Source organism: Arthrobacter ramosus (assembly GCF_039535095.1).
Classification (GTDB): Bacteria; Actinomycetota; Actinomycetes; order Actinomycetales; family Micrococcaceae; genus Arthrobacter; species Arthrobacter ramosus.
In genome coordinates, this window is record NZ_BAAAWN010000001.1 from 4000172 (window position 1) to 4021819 (window position 21648).

Here is a 21648-nt window from a genome sequence, read left to right on the forward strand (position 1 = left end):
GTCCATCATCCCTTAGTTCGATGCGGTAATTTTATAAGTCAGATTGAAACTATACCGTCCAGACGGTACAGTTATCTTCATGTTCACGCCGTCCACAACCCAGCACCCCCGCACCCCTTCGATCCAATCCGCCCCGTGGCGCGATTGGGCTGCCCTGGCACTCCTGATGTTCCCCGTGCTGCTGGTGGCTGTGGACAATACGGCACTCACATTTGCCCTGCCGCAAATCGCCCGTTCGTTGGAGGTCGGGGGCGTGCAGCTGCTGTGGGTCGTCGATGCGTACCCGCTGGTTCTCGCAGCCCTGTTGGTGTCCATGGGAAACCTGGGAGACCGGATCGGCCGCCGGCGCTTGCTGCTGATCGGCAGCACGGGCTTTGCCGCCGTTTCCGCGGCCACCGCCTTCGCGCCGTCGGCTGAATGGCTCATCGCTGGACGCGCCAGCATGGGCATCTTCGGCGCCATGCTCATGCCGTCCACGCTGTCCTTGATCCGCAACATCTTCCCGGACCCTAACCGCCGCCGGCTCGCCGTCGCCGTGTGGGCCGCGGGATTCTCCGGCGGCGCCGCGCTCGGGCCGATCTTCGGTGGCTGGCTCGTGGAGCACTTCTGGTGGGGAGCCGTGTTCCTGGTTGCAGTGCCGCTGTTGCTGCCCCTGCTCGCCTTCGGCCCGTCCCTCATTCCGGAGTCCAAGGATCGCAACCCGGGCAAACCGGACGTTCCCAGCGTCGTGCTGTCCATCTTGACGATGGCCCCCGTGGTTTATGGCATCAAGGAGGCCGCCGTGCACGGTTTTGGCCCTGGACCCGCGGCCTTCATGGCGTCCGGCCTGGCCATGGGAATCGTCTTCGTCCGCAGGCAGCGCTCTTTGGCATCGCCCATGTTGGACGTACGGCTTTTCCGGAACAAGGTGTTCAGCACGGCCATCACGGCCAACGTCTTGTCCCTGTTCTCCATGACGGGCTTCATCTACTTCTTCGCGCAGCACTTGCAGCTCGTGGAAGGCCAATCCCCCATGCAGGCGGGGATCGCGATGGTTCCGGCACTGCTGGCCACCATCGTGGCGGGCCTGGTGGTGGTTCCGTTGGTCAAGCGGATCCGCCCGGGCCTGGTGGTGGCATCGGGCTTGGCGCTGAGCGCAGTGGGATACCTCGTGGCCGCCTTGGGCAACCACAGCCAGGGTCCGGGGTACCTTTTGACGGCACTCCTGCTGCTGGCCATAGGGGTCGGCTCGGCGGAGACCATCTCCAACGACCTGATCCTCGGCGCGGTTCCCGCCGACAAGGCGGGCGCGGCATCGGCGATCTCCGAAACGGGTTACGAACTCGGATCATTGCTGGGCACGGCCGTGCTTGGCTCCATCCTGACAGCGTCTTACCAACACCACTTGTTGCTTCCGGGCGAATTGTCCGGCCACGCAGCCGAACGCTCGAGGGAGACGCTCGCCGGAGCCGTGGACACCGCGGCCACGCTGCCCCAGCCATTGGGCGACGCCCTGGCCGCCGCCGCGCGAGCCGCGTTCGAATCGGGCGTCCACATCACGGCAGCGATCGGGCTGGTACTGATGGCGGGAGCGGCAGTCCTTGCCGCCGTCGTGCTCCGCCGCGTGCCGACCGCAAAGTAGGCCAAGGCTGCCTTCAACCACAATTGCCCTGCGCGTGGAGTCTAGACGGCCCGGTTCAAGGCAGCATCAGGCGAGCTGAAACTACGTGTGATTCCGCCCAAAGTGGCGGTGGCAAGCGTCGAGAGGTAGTCGTGCCGGCGTCGGGCAGTAATGCGCGATTGGGGCTCGAAGGATTGTTCGGGATCGTCCGCGTAATGGGCGGAAAGTCCATCGCGCATGAGGCGGATGCCCTCGGCGCGTTGTTGTGAGACCGCAGCGTGCGTGGAACCGAGTTCCTCGGCGAGTTCCTTGACGGTCCGCCCCCCGAAGTAGATCTCCTCGACGACGTAACGCATCTTTTCCGGCAGGGCGTCGACGGCGGCGCGAAGGTACTTGAGGCGCTCATCGGCGAGGACTGAGTGCTCCGGGGAGATTGTGTCCGCTGCGACAGTGTCGACGACGACGTCATCCAGTGGCGACAGTGTCCGTGCGGCGTCGGCCAGCGCGGCTTCCACCACGCTGCGTTCGACACCCAGGGCTGACGCGGTTTCGGCCACCGAAGGTGTGCGGCCAAGGACGCCGGACAGCGTCTCCTGGACCGACATGGTTTCCTTGATGCGTTTGCGTGCTGATCGCGTGGCCCAATCACTGGCCCGCATCTCGTCCGCAAAGGCTCCGACGATCCGGCGGCGCGCAAATGCGCCGAAGGGGACTCCGAGGTTCGGATCGAAGGAATCGGCGGACGTTATCAACGCCACGGACCCTACCGATGCGAAATCGTCGCGCGACAAATGAGAAGCTCTCGCGCAGAGCTCCGACACCAAGTAGCCAACGAGTGGCAAGTGCTGCAGCACCAGCTCGTTGCGTTCTTCGCGATTCAAAATTAGTCCCCCCATGAGACCTGTTTATTGAGTTGCCAAGTCTGATTCCAGGGGCTTCATGGGCGAGCTGCTGAGACGATGCAACGTGCCGAAGATTACATGGAACAGACATGTATTCAGTGAACATACCATCTGAAAAATAACAATGCGTGTACGCTCATGAAAAAGATACAAAAGAGGCCTCGGATTCATGTTCGCAGGCCAAACCGGGGAGTGGGGAACCGTGGGGGCGGATGAGCTATCGGCGATGCTGTGGCGCGAGCGGAGACAGCTGGAACTGCTGTTGTACCGGCTCGAAACACAGTTGCTGCACGTTCGGGCAGGCAACTGGCCTTGGTTGAAATTCGCTGCCGCTGACGTGGAAAAGGTCTTGGAAAACCTTCGGTTCGACACCCTTGCCCGGAACATCGAGTCGTCGGCCCTGGCCATCGAATGGCACCTATCGGCCAACGCCACGCTGCCGATGATCGCTTCGGTGGCCCCGCCCGGAATCTGGCCGGAACTGCTTCAGGAACACCACCGTGAACTCGTCTTGATGCTCAAGCAAGTCGAAACAACCGCGGCCGCCAACGTCGAGGCTCTCCTGACGGGGCCACAGGCCGGGAACCCGTCGCTTGGCTCCGTGCAACCCGGCGACGATGGGACCCCAGCAGCGCCGGGAGCGGTCGCCGAGGCCGACACGGCGGATGACGTGATGCTGCTCGCCGAAAACGCCAATATCGAACGGGCCTTGGCCGTAACGAGGGATTGCTCGCTGCCGCTCCTCAAGGAGTTCCTGGGCTTGGAGTAGCGACGGCTACCGATGGACGACAGTGTGCAAGAGAATAAAGCTGGCTGTCCCGAGTTCGGGTTTGCATCGTAGGCGTAAACCTCCGAAAAGTTGCACGATTGCCTGTCCAATTTCGCCCACTCAAGTACTTCCAAGAGGCTGCTAGACGAAATATCGAAAGCCTGCGACTTGTCCCAAGCACCACTGTCGGGGTCGAGCCAGACGTCTATTACTCGGAAAGACGGATCGACACAGATCAAGTTCATGTCCCGCTCGTCAATCGTCCGAATCTTCATCGCAATCAGTCAGATCGCATTCTTGTAGACAACTTGGATGACTTGCGCGCGCCTAATCCGCCTTCGACTTCCGGACAGGCGGACGCAGCCCGGCAACGAGCTCCTCGGCTTCGGGGCCGGCCTGGGCAGCAGCGAGATTGGCCGCGGCGATCGCCTCAACCACTTCGCGACGCTGGATGGACACCCCGCGGGGCGCCTCGATCCCGATCCGCACGCCGTCGCCGCGGCCTTCCATGACGGTGATGACGATGTCCTCACCAATCATGATCTGTTCGCCCGGCTTGCGTGTCAGTACCAGCATGCTCTCAATCTACCTTTCCGAGCACTGCAACGCGGGCGGGCTTGCCGTCCACCCACCCGATGGGAAAACCGAGTCCGTTGACGGTCTCGGGACTTCCCGTCTCCGACGCGCCGAAAACAGCGAGGGCGTCGACACGGACACGTTCAGCGGCGAGAGCGGCGGAAAGCGCGCGGACCCACGCTGCCGTGTCTTCCGCTTTCCGCCCAGCGTCAACAACCAGCCACAATTGGTCTGCGGCGAGGGCTGCGATGTCCGCCGCAGCCGTCACGGTTTCGCCCGGCCTGCCGAGTCCGTACGCCACCAACACGGTTTGGCCGGTGAGCACCGCTTGGGCGCGCGCCGCCGTCGCGCCTTGACGCCCCGTCACGTGAAGGTGCCCGAAAGCGGTCAACGCTCCGGCCGTCCGGACGTCGGAACCGCCCTCGGCGATGGACATTTCCAGCGCTGGTCCCAGAGCGTCGTCGGCGAGGCCAAGCAGGATGATCAGGTTGCCGCTGCCGGCAAGTGGCGCCGGTACGGGCACAGGAACGGCGTGCCCGACGGCGACGGCTGGCGCCTGGAATTCCTTGCCTAACTGCTCCAACATCCCGGCGAAATCCGGGGAGGCGGTTGAAACAGCTGCCGCGGGCCGGTGCAGTTCCATCTCGGCCGCGTCGGCTTGCTCCAGGAGCGCGGCGATAGCGGGCCCCTGCAACGCATACGCCGCCGCGCCTAGATGCGCCGCCCCGGCAATCTGCGCCTCCCCGCCAAGGTGGGCATCCCAACTAGCTCGCACTTGTTGTCGTTCTGAGCCGTCAAAACGACAACTACTGTTAGCTAGTTGGGTGGAACCCTCTGCCGGAACCTCGATGGTAGCCTCGTAGCGATTGGCTGCGAAGAGCCCGGCGATCCCCGGATTGGTGACCTTCTCGGCGGAGACGATCCGCGCCCCGGGACCGTACTGTTGCTCGGCTTTCACCCTGATGGCGTCCAGGGATGCGCCCTTAAGCTTGTATTGCTTCGGCATGGCGGACCACCCCCACGGTTTCGATCTGGATGTTCGCGGACGTTACTTCGCGATAGGACAACACGGGAACACCGCCGTCGGGAGCAGCCACGAGCCGCCGGACTGCGGGCCGCAACGCCGGGGCGCACACCAGGACAGCTTGCCGTCCTGCATTTGCCGCGGCCTCCACCGAAGACTGCACAGAGGCCAGGACTGCGTCCAAGCGTGCTTGGCTCATGACGATCTGGGTACCCCCTTCGGCCGGGCGCATGTCTTCGAGCATGGACTGTTCCAGGAGCGGATCGATCATGATCACATTGAGCACCGAGCCGTCCAGGAACTTGGCTGCGAGCGCGGGGCCGAGGGATTGCCTGGCTGTTTCGACCAAAGCCTCGGGCTCGGTGGAAACCTTGGCTCGCAGGGCAAGGGCCTCGTAAATGCGGGGAAGATCGTTGATGGGGACCTGCTCTTCGAGGAGTCCCTGCAGCACCCGCTGCACTTCGGCCAAGGACATGAGCCCCGGAATGAGTTCCTCGACGGCGGCCGGGCTCTGTTTGCGCACGCCTTCCGTCAGCACCCTGACGTCCTCGCGGGTGAGGAGCCTTGCGGCGTTGGCCGAGACGATCGACGACAAGTGGGTCACCAGCACGGAAACCCGGTCGATCACGGTTGCCCCGGTCATTTCGGCGCTGTGGTGCATCTCGGTGGGTATCCACTTTCCGGCCAGCCCGAAGACCGGTTCCACAGTGGAGGTACCGGGCAGGGCGTCAAGATAATCGCCGAGGGCCAGCAACTTGCCCGACGGCGCGGTGCCGCGTCCGGCTTCCACCCCGGCAATGCGGATGGCATAGGTGGCCGGTGGCAGCTCGACGTTGTCGCGCGTTCGGACGGGCGGAATCACGATCCCCAACTCCATGGCGATCTTGTGACGCAAAGAGCGGACACGGGCCAGGAGGTCGTCCGAGGCACCGGAGACCATGTCAACAAGGTCAGGAGCCAACAAGATCTCGAGGGGGTGGACGCGCATGTCCTGCATGAGCCGCTCGTTGGGGTCTTCTTCGGAGCTCAGGGTGGCTGCTTCCTGGGCGTCCTCCGCTTCACTCTGCTTCTTCTGCTGCGCCGCCAGGCGCCTCGAACCGAACAGCAGGGCAGCGCCCACCAGCAGGAAGGGCACGATGGGCATGCCGGGGATAAGTGCCATGGCCACTGCGGCCAGTCCTGCGATGAGCAAGGCGTTGGGCGACTGCATGAGCTGCGAGGAGGCCGTGCGACCCATGTCTTCTTCGGCATTGGACCGGGTGACGATCATGCCCGTGGAGACGGCCATGAGGAGGGCCGGGATCTGGGTAACGAGCCCGTCGCCCATGGTCAGAAGGCCGTAGGAGTTCAGCGCGTCGCCGACATTCATGCCGCGCTGCAGCACGCCGATGGCAATGCCGCCCACGAAGTTGATGATGATAATAATGATGCCCGCGATGGCATCGCCCTTGACGAACTTCGAGGCACCGTCCATGGCGCCGTAGAAGTCGGCCTCGGCGGACACCTCGGCGCGGCGCTTGCGGGCCTGGGCGTCCGTGATGAGGCCGGCGTTGAGGTCGGCGTCGATGGCCATCTGTTTGCCGGGCATGGCGTCCAGGGTGAACCGTGCCCCCACCTCGGCCACGCGTTCGGCGCCCTTGGTGACCACCACGAACTGGATGACCACCAGGATCAGGAACACCACGGCGCCGATGATCATGGACCCGCCCACGGTGACCTTGCCGAAAGCGTCGATCACTTGTCCGGCGAAGCCCTGCCCCAGGACCAGCCGGGTGGAGGCGACGTTGAGCCCCAGCCGGAACAGCGTAGCCACGAGCAGCAAGGACGGGAAGACGGAGAAGTCCAGGGGCTTCTTGACAAACATGCTGGTGAGCAGGATCAACAGGGCCAGCAGGATATTGCAGACGATCAGGAAGTCCAGCAGCGGCGCCGGAACGGGAACCACCAGCAGCAGCACGATGCCCACGATTCCCACCGGCACGGTGAGCCTGGCGAATCTGTTGTTCATTGCTGTGTCCTGTCCGGGGTGGGGTGCTTGCTGGGTGCGGTTCGGGGGTTAGGGCCCCGGCTCATGCGTGAACGCCCTCTCATGCGTGGGCTCCGGCCATGGTTCCTGCCACGCCCGGCAATCGATGCATTCCGCGTGCCGCTCCCCTGGCCTTGAGCGACATGACGAACGCCAGGACTCCCGCCACGGCCCGGTACAGCTCCACGGGGATTTCCTGGCCCAGCTCGCAGGCCGAGTGCAGTGCCCTCGCCAGCGGGATGTCCTGGACCATCGGGACCGATTTCGCCTCCGCCTCTTCCCTGATACGGGCAGCGATCACCCCCGCTCCCTTGGCCACCACGCGCGGTGCCGCTTTGCCGGCGTCGTACTTCAGCGCTACGGCGACGTGCGTCGGGTTGACGATCACGACGTCGGCGTCCGCGATCGCGCCGATCATGCGGTTCCGGCTCATGCTCAATTGGCGCGAGCGCCGCTGGGACTTGATGAGGGGATCGCCGTCGCTGTTCTTGTTTTCGTCCTTGATTTCCTTCTTGGACATGCGCGTCTTCTTGCGGTTGCGGCGCATGACCACGAAGATGTCCGCTGCGGCCAGGACCAGGCCCGCCAGCACGGCGAACTGGATCAACGAACCGATGCCCCCGGCCGCTGCCGACAGGATGCCGGACACCGGCAGTCCCCCTGCGGTAAGCAGCACCGGGATGAGCCCCTGCACTACGGCGTAGAGGACAAGCCCGACGACGGCGGTCTTCAGGAGCGCTTTCAGGCCGCCCCACAGTGCCTGGCCACCGAAGATCCGCTTGAGGCCGCCGACAAGGTTGAAGTGTTCAAACTCAGCGCGGAACTTCTTGAAGTGGATGCCGCCCTGCAACGCGGATCCGGCCAGCACTACCACCATGACCACCACGAACAACGGCCCCAGCACCTGGGCCAAGGAACCGAACCCGGCTTCGAGCGCTGCCACGGCTTTGGCAGGCTCGGGGTTCGCGATGACTCCGCGGACGGTGAAGAGTTGGTCAGCCGCGGCGTTGGAGGCACGCTCGATGGTGGACGGGATCATGGCTGCCGCGGACCCGACGGCGAGCCAGGAGGTGAGGTCCTGCGAGCGGGAAAGCTGCCCCTTGGACCGGACTTCCCGCATCCGTTTGTCAGTGGCTTGCTCGGTTTTCTCCTGTGAATCCGACATCAGCCCACCCCCATCAATGTGTTCGCCGCTTGCTCGGCGAGCATGGCAACGAGCCGCGGCAGTGCCAGGAACAGGAACCCTGCGAGCCCCAAGGTGATGAAGACCTTGAGCGGGAACCCCAGGGCGAAGGCGTTCAGGGCGGGCGCTACGCGGGTGAGGAGCCCCAAGCCGATGTCGGCGAGTACCAGCACCACCAGGAGCGGTCCGGCGATTTGCACCGCGGAAAGGAACATCCCGGTGACAGCCGAAATCATCGCGTGTACAGGCTGTGCCATGTCCAGTCCCCCGGCCAGCGGCAAGGCCGTGAAACTACCGGTCAAGCCGCCGATCACGAGCTGGTAGCCGTCGGAGGCGAAAAGGAGTGCCAGGGCGGCCATCTGCATCAGCCGGGTGAATTGGGCACCGTTGATCATCATCTGGGGATCGAAGCCCTGGGCCATCTGGAACCCGCTGAAGAGGTCTATCAGGCTGCCAGCCGATTGGATGGCCGCGAAGACGAGCAGGACGAGGAAGCCAAGGACCAGGCCGGTCACGAGCTCGAGAACGACGGCCGTGATGAAGCCAGCGGTGTCCTTGGAGGTGTAGCCGACCGAAAGACGTTGGGAAACGGCCAGCCCCAAACCGATGCCGAGCATCGCTTTGATGCGCAGCGGAATTGCCTGGTGCGAGAAGGGCGGGGCCACCACCAAGAAGGCCGTCATCCGGACGGAGGCCAACAACAGGACCTCAAGCCAGGACTGGTTGAAGGGGAGCTCCACTTCACGCTCCGCCGATCAGCCCGGGTATCCGGGCAAAGAGCTCATTGGTGAAGGAGACAGCCTCGGTGATCATCCAGTGTCCGCACACCACCAAGGCCACGGCCACGGCGACTGCCTTGGGCACGAAGGAGAGGGTGGCTTCCTGAAGCTGGGTGATGGACTGCAGGAGGGAAATGGCGAGTCCCACCACCAGCGCGGTCACCAAGGCGGGCGCGGCAAGCTTGGCCGCGAGGATCAGGGCCTGGAGGCAAATGTCCAGGACTGCGTTGGTATCCATCAGCCGCTCGAATAACTCTGGATCAGGGCGGTGATCACGAGTCCCCAGCCGTCCACCAGGATGAACAGCAGGATCTTGAAGGGCAGCGAGATCATCACGGGCGGAAGCATCATCATGCCCATGGACATCAGCGCCGCCGAGACCACCAGGTCGATCACCAGGAACGGGATGAAAATGACGAAACCGATGATGAACGCTGCCCGGAGCTCGGAGATCATGAACGCCGGGATAAGGGTCTGCAACGGGACCGATTGCGGGTTGGCCGGGTTATCCAGTTTGGCTGCCCGGGTCATGAGGGCAATGTCTTCTTGCCGGGTGTGGGCCACCATGAAGTGCTGGAGCGGCGCGGATCCGGCCGAAACGGCTCCGTTGAAGTCCAGCGTGCCATTCAGGTAGGGCTGGATCCCGACGTTGTTGATCTCCGAAATCACGGGCCACATCACGAACAGGGACAGGAAGAGCGCCAGCCCGGCCAGCACCTGGTTGGGCGGGATGGACGGGAGGGACAAGGCGTTGCGGGTCATGGCGAGCACCACGAAGATCTTGGTGAACGAGGTCATCATGAGCAGCAGGGCAGGAGCCACGGAGAGCAGCGTGATCCCGATCAGGGTCACCACTGCGGTGGACGGCTTTCCGTCCAGCCCATTGATATTGATGCTGACGTTGCCGTTGGACGGTTGGGCCGGTGCGGTGGGAACTGCGGGCGCGGTGGGTGGCGTCGGGCTGACCGGTGCCGCATGCCCGGTGGACATGCCCAGCCACAGGAACAGTGCCGTCAGCAACAGGACACAGAGCACCGCGGGAAGCATCCTGCTCACTGCAAGCAATATCCTGCCGGTGCGGCGGGCATCGGCAGGCCCAAGGGTCAGGATCAATTCCGGCGTCCCCTGATGGCCGCGGCGGCCTGCCGCCAGGTGGAACCGGCAAGGATGGAGCCGTGCATTGGCTGTGCTTTGTCCAGCTCGCTGCGGCGGTGGATCTCGCTGCGGCGCGTGAGTCCACTGCCACCGGCGTCGCGGAAGATGTCGGCGAAGCTCTCGGGTGCGGGAGGGCTCTCCGGAATTTCCACGGGGACGTCGCCGCTGTGCAGGACGTTGATGGCGTGCTCGGTGACACCCAAAAGGAAGCGCCTGTCGCCGGCGTCGACCACCACCACGGAGGCCTTTTGGCCGACAGTCTGCCGGCTGACCACCGTCAAGGTGGTGTTGGCCCGGCGTCGGCCCTTGGTCTTTCCTTTGAGAAGGCGGCGCTGCAGGACCCATATGAGCCCCAGTACCGCACCCAGGGCCACGAGCACGCGCAGCCCGAGGATGAGCGAATCCATCTAGTAGATTCCCTCGGCGACGTCCAGGATGCGGGTGATGCGCACCGCGTAGTCCTGGTCCACGACGACGACTTCACCGTGCGCAATCAGCCGTCCGTTGAGGAGGACATCCGCGGGTGCACCGGCCGAGCGGTCCAGTTCGATCACTTTGCCCGGTTCCAGGGCGAGGGCGTCGCGCACGGACATACGGGTGCGGCCGATTTCCACGGTGAGGGCCATTTCGACGTTGCTGATCAGTCCGAGGCGGGCCGAAACCGCACCGGACTGGGCGTTCCGTGCGGCGGCGGTGTCCCGCACGGTCCCGTGCTCGCGGACCCGGACGGCGAACCAGCCGAACGCCTGCCCGCCGTCGGACAAGGGAGACTGGCGCAGTTCAAAAACAGCGGTTTCGGAGTCGGACAGCAGCCCGGCGGCGTCTTCTTCGCGCAACTCCCCCAGCACGCCGGCGTCGAACGCGTCGGCTGCGTGTTCCATCGCCGGACGCAAGATGTCGACGGCGGAGACGACGCCGCTCAAGCCGCCGCCGGCAGCGGCCAGGAAGGAACGGTCCGTGAGGAGGAGTGCGAAGTCCGCGGTCACGGCACCCACGAAAGTGGCCGTGATCGCCAGGGGTGCATATGGCGCAGCGGCCTGGGGCGGGACGATGCCGGTGACCTGAAGCGTGGCAGGAGTCGGCAACTGCATCGCCAAACGCTCGGCCGCGGACTCGTGCAGGGTCAGGGTGATGCTCATCGCTGGTTCTCCTCGATTGTTACGATGACGGCGGCTGCACGGGAGCCGTTGCGGGCCGGTGCTGCGGTGGCCAGGCGGGTGCCGTTGATGGCGACGTCGAACGGCCGGTTCTCCAGATGCGGCAGCGGAATGACGTCCCCGACGGCGAGGCCCAGGATCTGCACCGGCGTCACCGGAGTGGGGCTCAACTGGATGGCTACGTCTACCGGCACCTGGGTGACCTGGGCGCGGACCAGCGCCTCGGCGTCGCGACTGTGGACAGTGGGATTCACGTCGCCGAGCCCGGAAAGGAGGACGTCTGCGGGCATCGCGAGACTGGCTGCGGCAAGGCTTTCGCCCACCTTCACGGTGAATGAAGCCACGATCATGAGCTCCGCCGGAGCAGCGGCTTGGGCGAACTGGGAGTTGTACTGGATGACGTCCATGCGCACCGGGGTGGTCAGCAGGGCGCCAAGCGAATAGCTCAGGTCCTCCAGTCCGTCTTCCACCATGCGGCTGATGAGCGCCTGCTCGATCTGGGTGAACTTCCGGTCCGGGACCGCCGTCTCACTGGCGCCACCCAACATGCGGGTGACCCAGGACAATGCCGCCGTAGCAGGAAACTGCATGACCAGCCGCGACTCGCTGCCCTCAATGCGGCAGAGCACCATCGAGGTGACCGAAGGGAGGGACGCGGCGTATTCGTCGTAGCTCTGCATGATGAGCTGTTCCAGGGTCGCGGTGGATTTCACGCGGACCTTGGCCGTGAGCTGTGTTCCCCATTGGCGGGCGAACGTCTCGAAGGCGACTTCCAGGACGCGGCTGTGCTGGCGCGGCAAAGTGGTGGGCCTCCGGAAGTCATAGACGTCCACGGTGCGCTGCCGTCCCGCCGATTGATCTTCCTGTTCGCTCACGGTTGCCACTATCGGCAAGGAAAGTGTGAGCGTAAGGGACTAATTATCGGAGCCTTTCCGCGTGACTGGATGTCGGATAGGCTGGGCGTGTTGCCCCGGACCCTGGCAGCGCCCTTGTCGGCGCACGCTTCAGGAGGACATCACAAATCATGCCAGGCGCCCCCAGCACACGCACCTCTCACGCCAGGCACCCCTCTGCCCCACCAGACTCCGAAATTTGGCGGGATTATCCGTTGGCGGAGATCGAGGAGCTCATCTCGGAGCTGAAAATAAAGGTGGCGCGCTTTACGTTCTTCCGGTCGATCCAATTCGGCGATGAGGCTTCGGAACCCGGAAACGGGGCTGCGTTTGAATCGATGATTGACGCCCTCGAGGATATTTCGGCGGCGGCGCTGGGCATCGAATTAGCGTCCAACCAGGAATTTCTCCGGATTCGCTCGGTCACGAGACCATAGCCCGGCGGACGGCTTTGGCGCCTAGAGAGTCAGGGTCCGGTCGATGACGCGCGCCGCCGTGTCATGCAGATTCTGGTTGTTGGCGCGTGCAAATGAGCGTAAGCGGCCGAATGCCTCTTCCATGTCCACTCCGGCAGTGTAGGCAATGACCCCTTTGGCCTGTTCGATGAGGACCCGGCTGTTCAGGGCGCGCTGCAGCTGTTCGTTGACCACCGCCGATTCGCGGATGGTGCGTTCCTGCAGGATGCCGATGGTCGCGACGTCTGCCAGCGCTTGGCCGATGGCAACGTCCTCCGGCGTCAAGGCGCCGGAATGTTCGCCGAAAAGACCCATGGCTCCGATGGTTCTGCCTTGGACGCGCATCGGTACTGCGTGGACAGAACGGAATCCCTGTGACAGGGCGGCCTCCCGGAATTCCGGCCATTGGCCGCTCAAGGAGCGTATGTCCTCCACGACCACCGGCGTTCCTGTCCGGTAGCACTCAACACAAGGACCGGAGCCCGCCTGCAGCTGAAGAATTTCAACAAGCTGGCTTCGCTCGCTGGTGGAGGCCAGAACCTGCAGCTCGCCGTGCGGATCAGCAAGCAGCAACCCGGCAGCGGCGGCATCGAGCAGATCCACGGATGCCTCGACAAGCGCATGGAGCAAGTCCAGCACGTCATAGTCGGCAACCAACGTGTTCGTGATCTTTACGAAGGCCGCACTGACGCGCTCGGCACGGCTTATCGTCACCATGTCGCCATATTACTGCAGACCACGACTGCCATGGGTGTCATTCCCCGGAGCAAAACTCAGGCTTCCCCGTAGCACTGCCTCGGCCGTTTCGCGCAAGGACAGCGCATGCGCGAACGCGTGGGCACGCATCAATAAAAGTGCGTCCGCGGCGGAACTCCCTGATTGTGCCAGGACCATTCCCGTGGCCTGGTGGATTTCCCGCCGGGACATCAACGCGGCTTCCACGGCGGGGTCCGTGTCGGGCGAGTTCACCGACAGAACCCGTCGCAATAAGTGCCACGCCGTCTGGCCGGCGAGGACCGATGCTGTCGAGTAATCGGCGTAGCTCAGGCTCCCCGGTTTCGTATGGTAGAGCTCTACAACCCCGAGATCCAAAGCGCCCAGGGTCAGCGGGAACGCAAACAGCGCCGCAGCTTCGGTCTCCAGGACTGCTTTGCTAAAAACCGGCCACGAGTACGGGTGGGAATATCGCACGTCGGGGACCAGAACCGGGAGCTTGGTATGCAAGGCTTCCCATCTTGGACCTTCCCCCAAATCAAACTGCAGCTCATCTAGCCTGGCCGCCAGCGGATCGCTCGCGCACACGAGGGTCTCCGACGCGGCCCCGCCGAACATGGACACGGCAGCCCCGCTCACGGGTAGCTGGGTCAGAAACGGTGTACACAGATCAGCGTCACCAAGAGCTCCCCCTGCAACGCCGGGGTCAACCATGGAAGGTGCCTTGGCGGGGCGCGGAGAACTCCAGGGCGGCGTGTGCAGCATCCATGGTGAGCCTCAGATCCCCGAATCTTCCTTTGCGGCAGAATCCGGCTGCACGCGGAACCAGAACAGCTGGTCTTCACCGCTAAGAATAGACCCAACATGCCCGGGCATGCAGGTCAAGCTACGCGGCCGGAGCCTGCGAAATCCTCACCATGTTGCCCGAAGGATCGCGGAAGGCGCAGTCGCGGGGACCCCACGGCTGGTCGATCGGCTCCTGCATGACCTCCGCGCCGGAAGCCCTGACCTTCTCGAAGAGCGTGTCGACGTCGTCGGAGCGGAAGACGATCGGCCCCAGGACGCCCTTGGTGAGCAGCTCCTGGAGGGAGTCGCCGTCGGCCTTGGACCGGCCCGCGTGCGGCTCGGAAAGCACGATTTCAACACCCGGCTGGTCCGCGCTGCCGAGCGTCACCCAACGGAATCCGCCCTGCGCGACGTCGTTGAGCACCTCAAGGCCGAGGGCGTCCCGGTAGAAAGTGAGTGCTTCGTCGGGATCGTTGACAGTGATGTGTGAGTACTGCAGTGAAATAGTCATGGCAACGACGTTAGTCGGGAGCGTTGACGAGCGCTTCTCGAATCCTGCTCGCTTCTTTCCAGGGGGCTACGGCGTTCCGAAGCCGGCGTCGCCGAGAACCTTCTTGCCTTCGCTTCCTGTCACCAGCGCGATGAAAGCCGCGGCCAGGTCCTTGTTCTTGCTGGTGCCGACGGTGCCGATCGGGTATGTGTTGACGGCCTTGTCGGACTCGGGGAAGGTGATGCCCTTGACCTTGTCCCCGGCGCCCTTGACGTCGGTGACGTAGACGAGTCCGGCGTCGGCCTCCCCGGAGGCGACCTTGCCCAGGACGTCAGTCACGGAAGACTCTTCGCTGACGGGCTTCAGGGTTGTGCCGGTGGCCTTCTCGATGGTTTGGGCTGCGGAGCCGCAGGGTACTTGGCTGGCGCAGACAACCACCTTGACCCCCGGCTTGGCCAGGTCCGCGAAGGAACTGATCGACGCCGGGTTGGACGGCGGGACGGCAATGGTCAGGACGTTGGTGGCGAAGTTCTTGGCCGTTCCGTCCAGCAGCTTGGCGTCGGAGAGCTTGGCCATGTTCTTCGTGTCTGCCGAGGCAAAAACGTCCGCCGGAGCGCCCTGGGTGATCTGCGTGACGAGGTCTGAAGACCCGGCGAAGCTCAGGGCTACTTTGGTGCCCGGGTTCGCAGACTCGAATTCGCCGGCCAGCTTGGTGAACGTTGCCTTCAGCGAGGCAGCCGCGTAAACCGTCACCGTACCGGAGAGCTTTGGCGTTGCGCTGGCGCTGGCGGATCCGCTGCTTACCGTGCTGGCGGGACTGCCTGAACCGCAGCCGGCCAGGCTGGCCGCGAGCGCGCCGGCAACCAGCAGCGCGGCGAAAGGCTTGCGGGTGATCCTCATATGATGCTCTTTCCTTGGGGTGTTTCGATGATGACGGTGGTCGCCTTGACCACGGCTGTGGCGACCGAGCCGAGTTCGAGCCCGAGCTCCCGGACCGCCCGCTGCTCATGAGGGAGACGACACGGAAGGGACCGCATTGGAGTTCCACCTGTGCCATGACCTTGTCGGCCGTGATGCCGGTGACCAGGCCGACGAAGCGGTTGCGTGCCGAACGGCCCACCCGGGTGGGATCCTCGGGCAGTTGGGCCTGGTCCCTCGCGACGTGGGCAAGTTCCAGCCCATCCACGGCCAGCCGCCCGGAATCATCCTTGACGGGGGTCAGGATGCCGTTCTCGGTCCAGCGCCGGACGGTGTCGTCACTGACGCCCAGGAACCGAGCTGCTTCAGATACTCGAATATTTGGCATGGCTTCAGAATAATCCTCAAATGCGGTTGTGACGGCATGTATCTTCCGCAAATCAAATGTGGCCGACATTTCCGGTGGTCCCGGCTAGTAGACGTCCCGGACGCAGCAGAGGTCCCACCCCATCGGGGGCGGAACCTCTGGCGTATGTTGGCCTGCTACGGCTTCAGCTGGTCAGTCGGCGGCGACCGCAAGCGCTTCCCGGCGCTTGTTCGCTTCGTTCCGGCTGGGCCGCGTGCGGATCTTCGCCACGCACGCAGGCATGGCTGCCACGGCCAGGTGTTCGCGGGCGCGGTACGTGCTGGGCGGCACCCCGACTAGTTCAGTGAAACGCGAGCTGAAGGAGCCAAGCGACGTACAACCGACTTCCATGCACGCGTCGGTCACGCTCATTCCGCCGCGCAGGAGCGCCATCGCCCGCTCGATGCGGCGGGTCATGAGGTAGTTGTAAGGGGTCTCGCCATAAGCGGCCCGGAACTGCCGCGAGAAGTGCGCCGGTGACATGAACGCATGGCTGGCCATGGTCGGCACGTCGAGCGGCTTGGCGTACTCGCGGTCGATCAGGTCGCGGGCCTTGCGCAAGTACGTGAGCCTGGCGATGTCTTCCGGGGTCATGCCACGAGCGTACCTCGGCGCGCTGGTCATTTCCACGGATCCCGACGCCGTCCGGTCGCCTGCCGCGACAAGCGCGCCGCCCTATTGGCCGCCGGCCCTCGCCTTGAGTGCCTCGGGGATGAGGGCGCGGACTACTTCGGGTTTATCCGAGAGGACGACGACGTCGACCCTGCGGTTGAGCTCCATCAGCGCCTCGGTGGAATCATCGTTGACCTGCCTGGCGGATCCGAACGCGACGGCGCCGATGTGCCCTGCCGAAATGCCCCCATGGTCGACGAGGTACCTCAGGACGTTGACGGAGCGCGCCGAAGAGAGCTCCCACGTGGAGGGGTACGAGGTGACGCCGTTGGCGGCATGGCCTTCGACCATGACCTCAAGGGCCGCCTTGGCCATGGGAGGTGCAATCATGCCAAGAACCTCGCTCGCGCGGGGCGTGAGTTCCGGCCGGTCGGGTTCGAAGAAGGTCTGCGATCCTACGAGTTTCACCGTGAGTCCGCGTTCGCTGATCTGGAACTGCACATTGGCACCCAGCCCCGCGGCGTCGAGCTTGGACTTCATCTCGTCGCGCAAGGCGGTGAGCCGGTCCGCTTCCTTGAGGGCCAGGTCCAGGTTGGAGAATCCCTGGGCGTCGGCGCTTGTGTATTCCGGCGGAACGACGGTCCCGGTGGCGGTGTCCACCTTCTGGCTGGCCACCGTGCCGAAACCCGTGGCCAGCGAATTGCGGAGCTTGTCGAATTTGGCCTGGTCCACGGTGGACATTGCGAAGAGCACGATGAACATGCACATGAGCACCGTAACCATGTCCATGTAGGAAGCCATCCAGCGTTCGTCGACGTGTTCTTCCGCCGGAGGAGAACCGCGGCGGCGCCGGGACCTCATGCCGCCTTGGACGAAGCGAATTTGCCGGGGCGGGCTTCGTCGTCGTCGCTTTTCTTTGCGGATTTCGCTTTGCCGAGCCTGTCTGCGGGAACCATGGCACGGAGCCGTTCGGCGAGCAGGAGAGGCTGGGTCCCGTTTTGCACCGCCAGGATGCCCTCCATCAGGAGGGTCATCCGCTCGATTTCGAGCTCGGACAGTCGTTTGAGCCGCGAGGCGAACGGCAACCAGATGAAGTTCGCGGACAACAAACCCCAGAGGGTAGCCACGAAAGCGGAGGCGATCATTGGTCCCAGATGATCCGGGGAGGAGAGGTTTTCAAGGACGTGGGTCAGGGATACCACCGTGCCGATAATGCCGATGGTTGGTGCGTAACCGCCCAAGCTGGCGAAGAATTTGGCAGAGACGTGGTCGCTGCGCATTTTGGAATCGATCTCGTCTTCCATGAGGATGCGCAGCTCTTCAGCATCCGTACCGTCGGCGATGTTCTGGAGTGCCCGGGCCAGAAAGGGATCTTTCTCGTCCACAGCCGCTTCTTCAAGCGATAGAAGACCCTCGCTCCGGGCTTTCTCGGCAAAGCCGATCAGCTGGTCGATACTGTCCTGCGGCTTGTCCGTCTTTCCCTTGAACGCTTTGGGGAGGTCCTTGAACGCCCGCACGGTGTCCCGGAAGGTATTCCCGGCCAGACCTACGGCCAGGGTGGCACCGAAAACCAGGACCATGGGCGCGGGAAGCAGGAGGGCCATGAGGTTGGCGTCTTCGAGGGTCACCATGGCGACCACCGAGCCGAAGGCCAGGAACAGGCCGATTATTGTTGAGGGATCCATGGCTTACCTTCCGTCCGGGTCCGGTGTGCGCACGAGGCTCAAGGGATAGCCCGTCACGGTGGGGAGATCCTGTGCCCGCCGAAGAATATAGGCCCGGTAATTCGCAATCAGTTCCACTACCTCCGCGAGGCCTTCCCGCACAACGTACGTAGCGCCGTCGAGCGTCACCAGGTGGGTGTCCGGGCTCTCGTGGATCCGTTCAATAATGTCCGGATTCACGGCAAAGCGGGTGCCGTTCAGGCGGGTGACAACGATCATGGGCCGTTTCTGCTTTAGCTAGGGAGGCGCTTGTAGGAGGGCGGTTCAGTTCCTACTGTCGGCCAGCGGCACGCTTGCGTTAGCTTGCAGCCGATCTGCGTCTCTCCAGCTACCCCATCAGCCCGGGTCCATCGACCGCGGTCAGGACTTGCGGACCAAGCGGGAAAGCGCCATGGGAAGCGTCAAAACCGCGACGGCGGGGACCACCAACCAGCTTCCCGCGACTCCCGCGGAGCTCAGCGCCGCGGTGACCGCGAAGGACGCGGCTACGGCAAGGGCCACCCTCCAGTCGTCGCCAATGATGAAGTCGTACCAGAACAAGCCGAACCGCTTCAGCGACTCCACCACCGAGGTCTTGCGTGGCCCTTCAGGAGGGGTCGCCCCGGCGGTCACGGTGCGGGTCCGCGCTGCGGCGGTTTCCGGATCAGCTGATTCCAAGGATGCTCCCGCCGGAGAACCGCCGTCGGGGATGGCACCGCTGAAGCCCGGGTCGGAATGGCCTGGCGCGGACACCGCGGCGGGCGTTGCTTTGGACGGGCGGCGGCGAAGCACAAGCACGATCGCCAGCGCGATGACAGCCAAGGCCGGGATGATGACCAGGAGGGAAAGATCAGCCACGGGCCACACGGCGCCTGCACCCTCGGCGCCCCAAAAGATGCCGAAGCCCGTCAGCATGATGCCGACGATGAACTTCATGGTGTTCTCCGGCACGCGGGAAAGGGGTCCGCGCACGATGATCGCCGCCACGGCCACCAGGACAACTGCCGCTGCGGCGGTCCACGCGGCCAGTCCGAGTTGACCTTGGATGTTGCCGAAGGTGACCACGATGAACGCAACTTCCAGTCCTTCGAGCAGGACGCCTTTGAAGGAGAGGGTGAAGGCGTACCAATCGCTCACTCCGAAGCGGGACCCACCGGACGCGGACTCTGCCGCGGCAAGTTCCCGACGATAGATCTCGTCCTCGTCGTGGAGGGCCTTGTGACCACTGGCGCGAAGGATGGCCTTGCGCATCCACTGGAGGCCGAAGACAAGGAGGAGCCCTCCGACGAAAATGCGCAGGACGTCCAAGGGAATCAGGGCGATCGCGGGCCCGAAGACGATGACGACGGCGGCCAGGACAACCAGGCCGGCGCCGACGCCGGAAAGGGCTGAACGCCAGTCACGGGCCGTGCCTGCCGCCAGGACGATGGTGGCAGCTTCCACTGCTTCGACCAAACAGGCAAGGAAGACGGACAGCAGCAACGCAGTGGTATTCAAGGGTGTCGCTCTCTTTCGAAGTTGTAACCGCTGTTAGATCATCAACCTAATGATCGTGACCTTAGGCTCATAACAGATTCTACTGTTCTGGTGTATGAAAAGTTAAGGGCTGTCAACACCCCGCCCCTGACGCCTTTGGAAAGCCAGACGGGAGCCACAGAGTGGTGGCGGGGCGGCGGCGGATAGAATCCGAACATGCGCCTTGCCGAATCGACCGATACTCCGGACGCGGGAGAGGCAGCCGAATGGCTGATCCTCGTCTATCGCGTCCCCTCCGAGCCCACCCGGTTGCGGGCAGCGGTCTGGCGGCGGCTCAAAGGATTGGGCGCCGTCTATCTGCAAAACTCGATCGCAGCGCTCCCGAAGTCACCGGCAGCGGAACGGGCACTCCAGAAACTGCGCCACGAAATCCTTGACATGCCCGGAACGGCAATCCTGATGTCTTCCACCGTCATCGCAGGCGACTCCCACATCCTGAACCTCTACCAATCGGCCCGCACCGATGAATACGACGAGATCGTTGACCGTTGCAAGGATTTTCTCGCCGGGATCGAGAAGGAATACCAGGCCAACCACTTCACGTATGCCGAGCTCGAGGAAAACGAGGTCGACTACACAAAGCTCGTCAACTGGCTCGCCAAGATCCGGGCGCGTGACACCTTCCAGGCACCTGGTTCCACTGAGGCGGATGCCGCCCTGGCCCAATGCGCACAGGCCTTGGAGGACTACGCAAGCAGGGTCTACTCAGAAGAATCCGAGGCGCACTGAGCGGCACGTCCACTGCCCGCGTATTAGGTCATGTAAATCTTGCGTAATACATGTGATTCCGGTCACGATGGGGCATTCTGGATGGAAATTTAGGTATGGCTAACCTAAAGTTTCAAGCTGTGAGCCCGCAGTTCCTTCCCCCGGGCTCCCTTGGATTTGCTCGCAGAAAGAAGCCCTCATGAAGATTCGCGCAAATGCGCTGACCGCCATCGCACTCGCCGCCACTGCAGCCCTCAGCTTGGCCGCTTGCGGCAACGGCACCGCCTCCTCCGCAGCCACCGACACTGCTACTTCCACTAAAGTGGCCGGCGAAATCACCGTCTACAACGCCCAGCACGACACCCTGACCAAGGAATGGGTAGACGCGTTCACGAAGCAGACCGGCGTCAAGGTCACGGTCCGCCAAGGTTCCGACACCGAGCTCTCCAACCAGATCGTCCAGGAAGGCGCGGCATCTCCGGCCGACGTCTTCCTCACGGAGAACTCCCCCGCCATGGCCCAGGTTGAGAACGCCGGCCTCTTTGCCGACATCGACAAGGCCACCGTGGACCAGGTCCCGGCCGAGTACCGTCCGTCCACCAACAAGTGGACAGGCATTGCTGCCCGCTCCACCGTCCTGGTGTACGACAAGACCAAGATCAGCGACGACAAGCTGCCCAAGTCAATGCTGGATCTGGCCAAGCCGGAGTGGAAGGGCCGGTGGGCCGCTTCGCCGTCGGGCGCTGACTTCCAGGCCATCGTTGCGGCCCTCCTCGAACAAAAGGGGGAGGCCGCCACCACGGAGTGGCTCAAAGGCATGAAGGACAACTTCAAGGCATACAAGGGCAACAGCACTGCGATGAAGGCAGTCAACGCCGGCGAAGTCGACGCCGCGTTGATCTACCACTATTACTACTACGGCGACCAGGCCAAGACCGGCGAGAACTCCAACAAGGTCACCCCGTACTTCTTCAAGAGCCAGGACCCGGGCGCCTTCCTGTCCGTCTCCGGCGGCGGCGTGCTGAAATCCTCCAAGAACTCCGCAGCTGCCCAGGCCTTCATCAAGTTCATCACCGGCAAGCAGGGCCAGGAAGTCCTCAAGAACGGCACTTCCTACGAATACGCGATCGCTTCCAACGTGGACTCGAACGCTAAACTCGTTCCCATCAAGGATCTGCAAGCTCCCGCCGTGGATCCGGCCAAATTGAACTCCGCAAAGGTCACCGACCTGATGACCAAGGCAGGACTGCTGTAAT

Annotated in this window: 25 protein-coding genes and 1 pseudogene; 5 read left to right on the top strand and 21 right to left on the bottom strand. The window is 63.7% G+C overall.

The window, feature by feature from the left end; all coding sequences use genetic code 11:
• Positions 1 to 79: 79 nt before the first annotated feature.
• Positions 80 to 1621: an MFS transporter gene (locus tag ABD742_RS18405; protein WP_234751532.1), complete on the top strand. Its 1542-nt coding sequence runs from the start codon at positions 80 to 82 to the stop codon at positions 1619 to 1621.
• Between the two features lie 41 nt (positions 1622 to 1662).
• Here the strand turns inward: ABD742_RS18405 and ABD742_RS18410 are convergent, their stop codons facing one another.
• Entirely contained in the window at positions 1663 to 2496 is an 834-nt protein-coding gene (locus ABD742_RS18410; RefSeq protein WP_234751530.1) for a sigma-70 family RNA polymerase sigma factor, read from the bottom strand.
• 175 nt (positions 2497 to 2671) lie between these two features.
• Here ABD742_RS18410 and ABD742_RS18415 point away from each other — a divergent pair, with 175 nt between their 5' ends.
• On the top strand, positions 2672 to 3271 hold the full coding sequence (locus ABD742_RS18415) for a hypothetical protein (protein WP_234751528.1): 600 nt from the start codon (positions 2672 to 2674) through the stop codon (positions 3269 to 3271).
• Positions 3272 to 3598: 327 nt separating this feature from the next.
• Here the strand turns inward: ABD742_RS18415 and ABD742_RS18420 are convergent, their stop codons facing one another.
• The 10 genes from ABD742_RS18420 to ABD742_RS18465 form a co-directional block, all read right to left on the bottom strand.
• The gene (locus tag ABD742_RS18420; protein WP_234751526.1) at positions 3599 to 3847 is read right to left on the bottom strand and encodes a carbon storage regulator; all 249 of its coding nucleotides are present in this window, start codon (positions 3845 to 3847) and stop codon (positions 3599 to 3601) included.
• Between the two features lie 4 nt (positions 3848 to 3851).
• Complete coding sequence (locus tag ABD742_RS18425; RefSeq protein WP_234751525.1) at positions 3852 to 4853, bottom strand: hypothetical protein; 1002 nt, start codon at positions 4851 to 4853, stop codon at positions 3852 to 3854.
• Complete coding sequence (locus ABD742_RS18430; protein WP_234751524.1) at positions 4831 to 6879, bottom strand: flagellar biosynthesis protein FlhA; 2049 nt, start codon at positions 6877 to 6879, stop codon at positions 4831 to 4833. Before ABD742_RS18430 ends, ABD742_RS18425 begins: the two co-directional genes overlap by 23 nt.
• A gap of 79 nt (positions 6880 to 6958) precedes the next feature.
• Positions 6959 to 8062: an EscU/YscU/HrcU family type III secretion system export apparatus switch protein gene (locus ABD742_RS18435; RefSeq protein WP_234751523.1), complete on the bottom strand. Its 1104-nt coding sequence runs from the start codon at positions 8060 to 8062 to the stop codon at positions 6959 to 6961.
• Complete coding sequence (locus tag ABD742_RS18440) at positions 8062 to 8820, bottom strand: flagellar biosynthetic protein FliR (RefSeq protein WP_234751521.1); 759 nt, start codon at positions 8818 to 8820, stop codon at positions 8062 to 8064. The genes ABD742_RS18435 and ABD742_RS18440 overlap by 1 nt, the downstream gene beginning before the upstream one ends.
• 1 nt (position 8821) lies before the next feature.
• Entirely contained in the window at positions 8822 to 9097 is a 276-nt protein-coding gene (fliQ, locus tag ABD742_RS18445) for a flagellar biosynthesis protein FliQ (protein ID WP_078106307.1), read from the bottom strand.
• The gene (gene fliP / locus ABD742_RS18450) at positions 9097 to 9906 is read right to left on the bottom strand and encodes a flagellar type III secretion system pore protein FliP (RefSeq protein WP_234751605.1); all 810 of its coding nucleotides are present in this window, start codon (positions 9904 to 9906) and stop codon (positions 9097 to 9099) included. The genes fliQ and fliP overlap by 1 nt, the downstream gene beginning before the upstream one ends.
• Before the next feature lie 62 nt (positions 9907 to 9968).
• Positions 9969 to 10421 (bottom strand): flagellar biosynthetic protein FliO, encoded by a 453-nt coding sequence (fliO, locus tag ABD742_RS18455; protein ID WP_234751520.1) that lies wholly within the window; start codon positions 10419 to 10421, stop codon positions 9969 to 9971.
• Entirely contained in the window at positions 10422 to 11153 is a 732-nt protein-coding gene (gene fliN, locus ABD742_RS18460) for a flagellar motor switch protein FliN (protein WP_234751518.1), read from the bottom strand.
• Positions 11150 to 12046, bottom strand: a complete 897-nt coding sequence (locus tag ABD742_RS18465) for a flagellar motor switch protein FliM (protein ID WP_234751517.1) — start codon at positions 12044 to 12046, stop codon at positions 11150 to 11152. The genes fliN and ABD742_RS18465 overlap by 4 nt, the downstream gene beginning before the upstream one ends.
• 233 nt (positions 12047 to 12279) lie before the next feature.
• Between ABD742_RS18465 and ABD742_RS18470 the strand changes: the two genes are divergently transcribed.
• Positions 12280 to 12501, top strand: a complete 222-nt coding sequence (locus tag ABD742_RS18470) for a hypothetical protein (RefSeq protein WP_234751515.1) — start codon at positions 12280 to 12282, stop codon at positions 12499 to 12501.
• A gap of 21 nt (positions 12502 to 12522) precedes the next feature.
• On the opposite strand, the gene ABD742_RS18475 is transcribed toward ABD742_RS18470, so the two are convergent.
• The 10 genes and pseudogenes from ABD742_RS18475 to ABD742_RS18520 form a co-directional block, all read right to left on the bottom strand.
• Positions 12523 to 13236 carry a GAF and ANTAR domain-containing protein gene (locus tag ABD742_RS18475; protein ID WP_234751513.1) on the bottom strand — a complete coding sequence of 238 codons (714 nt, stop codon included), beginning with the start codon at positions 13234 to 13236 and terminating at the stop codon, positions 12523 to 12525.
• Positions 13237 to 13245: 9 nt separating this feature from the next.
• A complete protein-coding gene (locus ABD742_RS18480) occupies positions 13246 to 13947 on the bottom strand; it encodes a GAF and ANTAR domain-containing protein (protein WP_344788720.1) in 702 nt (233 codons plus the stop codon).
• A gap of 172 nt (positions 13948 to 14119) precedes the next feature.
• Positions 14120 to 14530: a VOC family protein gene (locus ABD742_RS18485; protein ID WP_234751509.1), complete on the bottom strand. Its 411-nt coding sequence runs from the start codon at positions 14528 to 14530 to the stop codon at positions 14120 to 14122.
• 66 nt (positions 14531 to 14596) lie between these two features.
• A complete protein-coding gene (modA, locus tag ABD742_RS18490) occupies positions 14597 to 15409 on the bottom strand; it encodes a molybdate ABC transporter substrate-binding protein (protein WP_234751508.1) in 813 nt (270 codons plus the stop codon).
• Positions 15406 to 15815, bottom strand: a pseudogene (locus ABD742_RS18495) (TOBE domain-containing protein). The gene modA and the pseudogene ABD742_RS18495 overlap by 4 nt, the downstream one beginning before the upstream one ends.
• Before the next feature lie 171 nt (positions 15816 to 15986).
• Positions 15987 to 16427, bottom strand: a complete 441-nt coding sequence (locus tag ABD742_RS18500; protein WP_234751507.1) for a helix-turn-helix transcriptional regulator — start codon at positions 16425 to 16427, stop codon at positions 15987 to 15989.
• A gap of 81 nt (positions 16428 to 16508) precedes the next feature.
• Entirely contained in the window at positions 16509 to 17306 is a 798-nt protein-coding gene (locus ABD742_RS18505) for an OmpA/MotB family protein (protein WP_234751505.1), read from the bottom strand.
• On the bottom strand, positions 17303 to 18130 hold the full coding sequence (locus ABD742_RS18510; RefSeq protein WP_234751504.1) for a motility protein A: 828 nt from the start codon (positions 18128 to 18130) through the stop codon (positions 17303 to 17305). The genes ABD742_RS18505 and ABD742_RS18510 overlap by 4 nt, the downstream gene beginning before the upstream one ends.
• A gap of 3 nt (positions 18131 to 18133) precedes the next feature.
• Entirely contained in the window at positions 18134 to 18388 is a 255-nt protein-coding gene (locus ABD742_RS18515) for a flagellar FlbD family protein (RefSeq protein ID WP_234751503.1), read from the bottom strand.
• Between the two features lie 141 nt (positions 18389 to 18529).
• Positions 18530 to 19645 (bottom strand): COG4280 domain-containing protein, encoded by a 1116-nt coding sequence (locus ABD742_RS18520; protein WP_234751502.1) that lies wholly within the window; start codon positions 19643 to 19645, stop codon positions 18530 to 18532.
• Between the two features lie 195 nt (positions 19646 to 19840).
• On the opposite strand from ABD742_RS18520, the gene ABD742_RS18525 reads away from it, so the two are divergent.
• Positions 19841 to 20413 (top strand): Chromate resistance protein ChrB, encoded by a 573-nt coding sequence (locus tag ABD742_RS18525; RefSeq protein ID WP_234751500.1) that lies wholly within the window; start codon positions 19841 to 19843, stop codon positions 20411 to 20413.
• Between the two features lie 178 nt (positions 20414 to 20591).
• Positions 20592 to 21647: an iron ABC transporter substrate-binding protein gene (locus ABD742_RS18530; RefSeq protein ID WP_234751498.1), complete on the top strand. Its 1056-nt coding sequence runs from the start codon at positions 20592 to 20594 to the stop codon at positions 21645 to 21647.
• The last annotated feature ends 1 nt before the right edge of the window (position 21648 follow it).